The organism is Caulobacter sp. HMWF025, from assembly GCF_003060965.1.
Lineage (GTDB): Bacteria > Pseudomonadota > Alphaproteobacteria > Caulobacterales > Caulobacteraceae > Caulobacter.
This window is the reverse complement of record NZ_QAII01000031.1, coordinates 1-6,486: the sequence shown is the minus strand read 5'-3', so window position 1 is coordinate 6,486 and position 6,486 is coordinate 1. Positions and strand designations below refer to the sequence as shown.

General features: G+C 66.4%; 8 protein-coding genes. 5 read left to right on the top strand and 3 right to left on the bottom strand.

The genetic code is table 11. The features are described from left to right. Positions 1-1,009 precede the first annotated feature (1,009 nt). Positions 1,010-1,360 (bottom strand): DUF3147 family protein, encoded by a 351-nt coding sequence (locus DBR10_RS04165; RefSeq protein WP_108505611.1) that lies wholly within the window; start codon positions 1,358-1,360, stop codon positions 1,010-1,012. Between the two features lie 137 nt (positions 1,361-1,497). Between DBR10_RS04165 and DBR10_RS04160 the strand changes: the two genes are divergently transcribed. Beyond that, positions 1,498-1,743 (top strand): DUF2188 domain-containing protein, encoded by a 246-nt coding sequence (locus DBR10_RS04160; protein ID WP_108505610.1) that lies wholly within the window; start codon positions 1,498-1,500, stop codon positions 1,741-1,743. A 77-nt stretch (positions 1,744-1,820) separates the two neighbouring features. Continuing rightward, positions 1,821-2,348 (top strand): bactofilin family protein, encoded by a 528-nt coding sequence (locus DBR10_RS04155; protein WP_108505609.1) that lies wholly within the window; start codon positions 1,821-1,823, stop codon positions 2,346-2,348. Positions 2,349-2,604: 256 nt separating this feature from the next. Here DBR10_RS04155 and DBR10_RS04150 read toward each other — a convergent pair whose 3' ends face one another. After that, complete coding sequence (locus tag DBR10_RS04150; protein WP_233243261.1) at positions 2,605-2,856, bottom strand: hypothetical protein; 252 nt, start codon at positions 2,854-2,856, stop codon at positions 2,605-2,607. Between the two features lie 298 nt (positions 2,857-3,154). Continuing rightward, positions 3,155-3,553: a hypothetical protein gene (locus DBR10_RS04145; protein ID WP_108505608.1), complete on the bottom strand. Its 399-nt coding sequence runs from the start codon at positions 3,551-3,553 to the stop codon at positions 3,155-3,157. A gap of 195 nt (positions 3,554-3,748) precedes the next feature. On the opposite strand from DBR10_RS04145, the gene DBR10_RS04140 reads away from it, so the two are divergent. The 3 genes from DBR10_RS04140 to DBR10_RS04130 all read left to right on the top strand — a co-directional run bounded on the left by DBR10_RS04140 (position 3,749) and on the right by DBR10_RS04130 (position 6,287). Next, positions 3,749-4,216 (top strand): chemotaxis protein CheW, encoded by a 468-nt coding sequence (locus DBR10_RS04140; RefSeq protein WP_108505607.1) that lies wholly within the window; start codon positions 3,749-3,751, stop codon positions 4,214-4,216. An 88-nt stretch (positions 4,217-4,304) separates the two neighbouring features. Then, complete coding sequence (locus DBR10_RS04135; RefSeq protein WP_108505606.1) at positions 4,305-5,402, top strand: Zn-dependent alcohol dehydrogenase; 1,098 nt, start codon at positions 4,305-4,307, stop codon at positions 5,400-5,402. 378 nt (positions 5,403-5,780) lie between these two features. Continuing rightward, positions 5,781-6,287 carry a hypothetical protein gene (locus tag DBR10_RS04130; protein ID WP_108490665.1) on the top strand — a complete coding sequence of 169 codons (507 nt, stop codon included), beginning with the start codon at positions 5,781-5,783 and terminating at the stop codon, positions 6,285-6,287. The last annotated feature ends 199 nt before the right edge of the window (positions 6,288-6,486 follow it).

Below are 6,486 nucleotides of genomic sequence, written 5' to 3'. Positions count from 1 at the left end.
GGGACCCTCGCGGGTTTCTCGCCTTCGTCCCGGTTTTTCAGGGAGCCCGGTGGAGATCCGTTGCGAGCGGCGGTCATCCAAGACCCACCGACGAGCGCGACCCGCTCGACCACTCCCGCCCCCCGTCAGGTCGCCAGCTGGACGGCCTCCCCAGGGACGGGACGAGGCGAATTATGGGGCCGGTTCAGAGGGGGCGGACAGGTTTTTGATCGTCACGCTGGAGGTGGGGGTCAGGGCGTTGATTTTGCTGGGATCGCGGTAAGGATATGCCCATTCGGGAAAGGGGATTGAGGGGGAAGGGGCGCGCCGTGCATACAGCAGCTTCCAGGAGATCTAAGGTTCGCACCGACCGCGCGAGGTCGGCTTTCGAGCTTGAGCGCACATTCATGGCCCCCCTCTCTTGGAGAAAGCTTGGGGCCCGTCCCGGCGGAGGCCGGGAGGGGAGGGTGAGAGGTTTCACCCTGTCCGAACGGAACACGGCCAGGCGTTCCCTCTGAGGACGCCAACCGACCGGACGGCTGGTACCACTCGAACGGTCATGTCTGCCACGTCATGAGAGGCCGAAATGGAGACGCTGCTGAGGTCTGAGACGGGTGGGAAGCTGCCCTTATCTTGTGGCTGTTTTCCCTTGGCTTTTGAGGTCTGCATAAATGCAGTTTCCCTTCGGGCCGCGATCAGGGTCCTCGCCCTCCACATAGGCGGCCCACGCATCGCCAGCTTTCGTCGGTCGGAAGTTTGGAACACCGCAACGCGCCGCCGCGTCGACAATCTCCCGCCGACTGGCCCATTTCACCGCGTTCTCGTCTCCCACAAAACAGGCCGTAAGAACGAAGCTTGCGAGCGCAGCGAGGACCACAAGGGGCTTTCTCATGCCGCCTACGGACCGCGCTTCCGATCAGGCGTCAACGGGACTCAACTGTACGCCCGACTAGGGTCGGGAGCAGACCAAAGCCCGCGCCCCGAAACCTGACATCGCGAACGCCCGAGACGGGCGGGCGCTGGCCGCCCCCTACAGCTTCAGCCCGAACCTCGGCCCCACCGTCATCATCGCGCCATAGAGCCCGATCGTCAGGACGCAGCCGGCCAGCAGGGCGGGCCAGAAGCCCAGCCCCCGGCGCAGCAGGGCCGGGACGACGAGGAACATCGGCAGGGACGGCAGGACGTACCAGAAGGTCGCCTCGACATGGCTGGCCATGCGCATGACGTCGCGGGTGTCGCGCCATAGCCAGATCATCCCCAGGATCGAGATCAGCGGCAGCGAGGCGACCAGCGCCCCGAACCCCGGCGAGCGACGGGCGATCTCCGACACCGCTGCGATGATCACGCCCGACAGGGCGGCCTTCAGGATCAGATACAGCACGGGGCCAGGGCTCCTGACACGGCGTGACGCGCCGAAGCGCCTTCATCGGCCTCGCCGAAGGATCCGGCAAGGCAAACGGAGCGGAACCGCGCGGCCCGCCGGTCCGTTATTGCGCCACACCGACGCCGGAGCCCGCCATGACCGAGATCACCTATGACATCGTCGAACATGACGGCGGCTGGGCCTACAGGCTGGACGACGTCCTCTCCGAGACCTTCCCCAGTCATGAGGCGGCGCTGGCTGCGGCCCGGCGCGTTGCGACCGAGCAGCAGCGGCCCGGCGAGACGACGGGTATCGTCTATGAAGACACCAGGGGCCAGTGGCACGAAGAGCTGGCTGCCGGTGACGACCGCCCCGTGGTCCGCATCCACGACCAGACCTGACGGCCGGGGCCGGTTCCGGCGCGCGACTTGCTGGTGGGAAGGCTCGACGAGCCATTTCGAAACAAGGTCGCCCACCGATGTTCGCCAAGAAAAAAGACACCGCCCCGTCCACGGCCATGTCCCAGACCATGACCCCGCTGATGCAGGACACCCCCCTGCCCATGCCGTCGGCGGCACCGGTCCCGCCGGCCCGGCCGAAGCCGGCCTCGATGATCGCCCAGGGCGTCACCATCCGGGGCGACGTTCTCGGTGACGGCGAACTGCATCTCGACTGCGTCGTGGTCGGCGACATCCGGGTGGGCAAGCTCATCCTGGGTCCGAACGCCCGCGTCGAAGGCGCGGTGGCGGCCCAGGCCATCGAGGTCCATGGCCATGTGAAGGGGGCCGTCACCGCCCAGGCCGTGCGCCTGTTCGGGACGTCGCGGGTCGAAGGCGACATCACCCACGAGCAACTGGCCATGGAAACGGGCGCCGACTTCGAAGGTCGCAGCCTGAAGTTCCAGCGCCAGGCCGTCGCTGCTCCCCAGGCCCCGACCCCGGCCGCGGCACCGGCTGCCGACGCGTCCGCCCAGGCCCCGACGAGCTTCAAGATCATCCAGGGCTAGGGCTCTTTCCGGTCTGACGTTCCATCGGATCGGAACATGGCCCGGCACCGGCGCGACCATCGACGCCCCTTCGCCGTGGTGGAGTGACGGCGAGGGGCGCCGCGGCTTGCCCGCCGTTGGTTTGGGGACGGACCGGCGGGAGCGCCGGGGCCCTGCTCCGCCCTGAAGGGCGGAACACGGCGGCGACGGTCATTCCCAGTTACGGCCCCGGCCCTTGCCCGGATGCGCCGAAATGTCGCGCCTGACCGGTAACCTCCTAGCCGGCGGCGTTGGCCATCTTGCGCAGCCGGCGGGCCAGGTCTTCGGGCCGGTCAGCGATCTGGTCGAACAGGGCCTGGACCTCGGCCTCGTGAAAGCCGGCCGCCCGCAGGGTGCGCCAGGCCCCCGCCAGCACCGCCTCGGCAATCTCCATGCGATCCTCGGTCGCCAGGCCCCGGTCGGCCCTTCCGGCAAGCGCGCCGGACAGCACCGAACTGGACGACGGCAGCGAAACACTGGCGATGGACATGGTCTGGCCCTCCCTTGAGGTGGCCACAATGTTCTATTTTTGTTCTCATCGCAAGCGGGCTGTTCCGACCAGCGAAAAGCCCCGGAGCGGGGGCTCCGGGGCTTGGGCGAGGCGCGGCCGGGGGACCGGCCTCGCAGGACCGGATCGCAGGGATCCGGCCCCGGCTTCCCGTCACCCGCTCACCGAGGGACAGGACGTCGACTTGCTGTTCAGATCCGTCCGGAGGCCGGAGCGTCTGAAAACAGATTTTAGATCAGCAGCTTGATTCAGGCCCAGACCTGCAGCTGCCGGTGCCCGCCTAGCGGCAGACGGTCCGCTCATAGACCGCGCCGCTGCGCCGGTCGTAGTCGCGGGTGGTCCAGCAGTCGCGGCCATAGTCGTCATAATAGGGCCGGGGCGCGTAGCCATAGCCGTAGCCATAGGGCGGGGGCGGCGGCGCATAGGTCCGGACCTTGCGCGGCCGGTCGTAACGGTCGTTGTCGTCGCTGGCGATGGCCGCGCCGATGGCGAGGCCGATGACCCCGGCGACGATGGCCGCCCCGGCAATGTCGCCGCCGCGGTCATGGTGACGGCTGTGGTGGCGGTCATAGTGGCGCCCGCGGGAGTCCGCCGATGCGGCCCCGGCCGAGGCAACCATGGACAGGGCGGCGAGCCCGGCGGCGACGCGACCGACAATCGTGATGATCTTCCGGGCCATGCCCCATTCCCCTGTCGAAAGCCCGTCGGCGACGGGCGTGCTGATCTGTTGGAAGGACCTTGGCGCCCGCTGGCTGAACCGTAGCTGAACGAAAAGGCCCACGGTCAGCACCGGTTTGTTCACCAATTGGCCGCAGGATGCCCTGGTCAGTCGTCCCGTGCGGGCTGAACGACAGGTCAACAGGCGGAGTCTTCCATGACCAGCAACGTTGCGTTCAAGATGGGCGAAGCGCTTCAGGTCCTCTCCTTCGAGGTCGGAACCCAGACCTATTGCGTGCCGGTCAACTCCGTCCGCGAGATCCGGGGCGTCACCCCGGCGACCCAGCTGCCCGATGCCCCGCCCTATGTGCGCGGCGTAATCAATCTGCGCGGTCAGGTCATGCCGGTCATCGACCTGTCCGAACGCCTCGGCAAGGGCATTGCCGTCGACGGCCCCCGCCAGGTCATCATCGTCATCGAGAGCGGCAAGGACGTCGCCGGCCTGCTGGTGGATGCGGTCTGCGACAGCTTCATCGTCAATGCCGACCAGATCAACCTGCCGCCGTCACTGGGCGAGGAGAACTCGCCCCTGGTCTCGGCCGTGATCACCTCGGACACCGGCATGACCGTGCTGCTGTCGGTCGACCAGATCATCCCCGAACGCCCGGCGTCCCTGGCGGCCTAGACCGGCGTCGAACATTTGTTCGAATAGCCCCTTCCGCTGGCCCCGTGCGGGGCGATAGACTCCCCGCAAAACTGGCGGGAGACAGCGTATGAAGGCGGCCGTGCTGCGCGAGGTGGGCAAGCCCCTCGAAATCGAAACCGTGTCGATCGGCAAGCCGGGCCCGCGCGAGGTGCTGATCCGCACCAAGGCCGCCGGCGTCTGCCATTCCGACCTGCATTTCGTCGAGGGCTCCTACTCCCACCCCCTGCCAGCCGTGCTGGGCCACGAAAGCGCCGGCATCGTCGAGGCCGTCGGCTCCGAAGTGCGCACGGTCAAGGTCGGCGACCATGTCATCACCTGCCTCAACCCCTATTGCGGCCACTGCGAGGTCTGCCTGACCGGGCACATGAACCTCTGCATCAGCCCCGAGACCCGTCGCGCCAAGACCGACGAGCCGCGGCTGTTCAAGGAAGACCTCGGCGGCCAGCGCGGGCCGATGGCCCAGTTCCTGAACCTGTCGTCCTTCGCCGAGATGATGCTGGTCCACGAGCACGCCTGCGTGGCCATCCGCCGTGACATGCCGTTCGACCTGGCGGCCCTGATCGGCTGCTCGGTGATGACCGGGGTGGGCGCGGTGATCCACACCTCCAGCGTCCGTCCGGGCGAGACCGTGGCCGTGATCGGCTGCGGCGGCGTGGGCCTGGCCACCGTCAACGGTGCAGCCATCGCCGGGGCCGGCCGGATCATCGCCATCGACCGCGTCGCCTCCAAGCTCGAGTTGGCCCGCCAGTTCGGGGCCACCGACCTTATCGACGCCAGCGAGGGCGACGTGGTCAAGCAGGTCCAGGAACTGACGGGCGGCGGCGTGCATCACAGCTTCGAGGCCATCGGCCTGAAGATCACCGCCGAGCAGTCGTTCCGCATGCTGCGCCGGGGTGGCACCGCCAACATCATCGGCATGATCCCGGTCGGCACCAAGATCGAGCTGCACGGCCCCGACTTCCTCGGCGAGAAGAAGATCCAGGGCAGCTATATGGGCTCCAACCGCTTCCCGGTCGACATGCCGCGCCTGGTGGACTTCTACATGTCGGGCAAGCTGAAGCTGGACCAGATGATCTCGCGCCGCATCAAGCTGGAAGAGATCAACTCGGCGTTTGACGAGCTGAAGCGCGGCGAGCTGGCGCGCTCGGTGATCGTGTTTGACTGACGGGGCCGCGGCGCTGCGAAGGTCCGGTTTCGGGCGGTGGGCTCATTTCCGCTCCCGACCCTAGTCGGACATTGCAGGCAATGCTCGCGACTGAGAGGTTACTCCGATCCAAGGAGGTCCTTTTGGCGATCTGTTGTTTCTGCGAACGGGCGATCCCTGAGTCCAACATCGGAGCGGTTTCGATCTCATTGGTGGCGATGTGGATCAGCAAGGACCCGCCAGCCCAAGAACTATTCGCCCACTCTGTTTGCTTGGGTGAGAAGTTTGCCGCAACGCTAGGCCCATCCATCCCGTTTGATGCAGAGGCCTTTGGCGATTAGCCATACAGACCGCATCCCACCCGTTGCAGACACAGGCGACTTCGGGTCTTGATCTCCTATGGCACGTCTTCCGATTGATCTTTCTGACGCGCGCTGGGGCGAACTCCAGAGCGCCTTCCGGAGGCAATATGATGCGAGGCCAGCGCTCAAGCGGCTCGCATCAGGCGACATAGCCGTGTGGGATGAATTCTGGGAGGAGCTGCATCACCAAGGCGATGTAGGAGAGGCCTCATATGCTGCCATCCCAGCGATCGTGCGTATCTATGCTGAGCAGTCGCAACAGCCCGATTGGAACGTCTACGCTCTCGCGGCGACTATTGAAGAAGCTAGGCACAGCAACGACAATCCAGCGATCCCAGCTTGGCTGGCCGAAAACTACGAACTTGGGTGGGCAGAGTTGGAAGGACGGGCGCTAGCGGAATTGCAGCTGGCGAGTGACGACGAATTGGTGAGTAGCATTATAGCTGTGCTCGCTCTCGCCAAGGGGAAGCGGACTCTTGCCCGCATGGCCCTGCTCACCGAGGACGAACGCAAAGAGATGCTCGACACCGCTGGATGGGGCTGAGCTTGAAGGTCCTCTAACCACCCCTTTCAGACGCTGCGTGGGTCTGCACTGCGCTCTTTTGAACCGCTCTCCCCGGCGAAAGCCGGGGCCCAGATTCAGCCTGAGCCTCTGGGGATGATGCGCCTACGCGCCTGGCCGAGCGCGATCGGCGTTCGGGGTTCGATCTGGACCCCGGCTTTCGCCGGGGAGAGCGGAGATG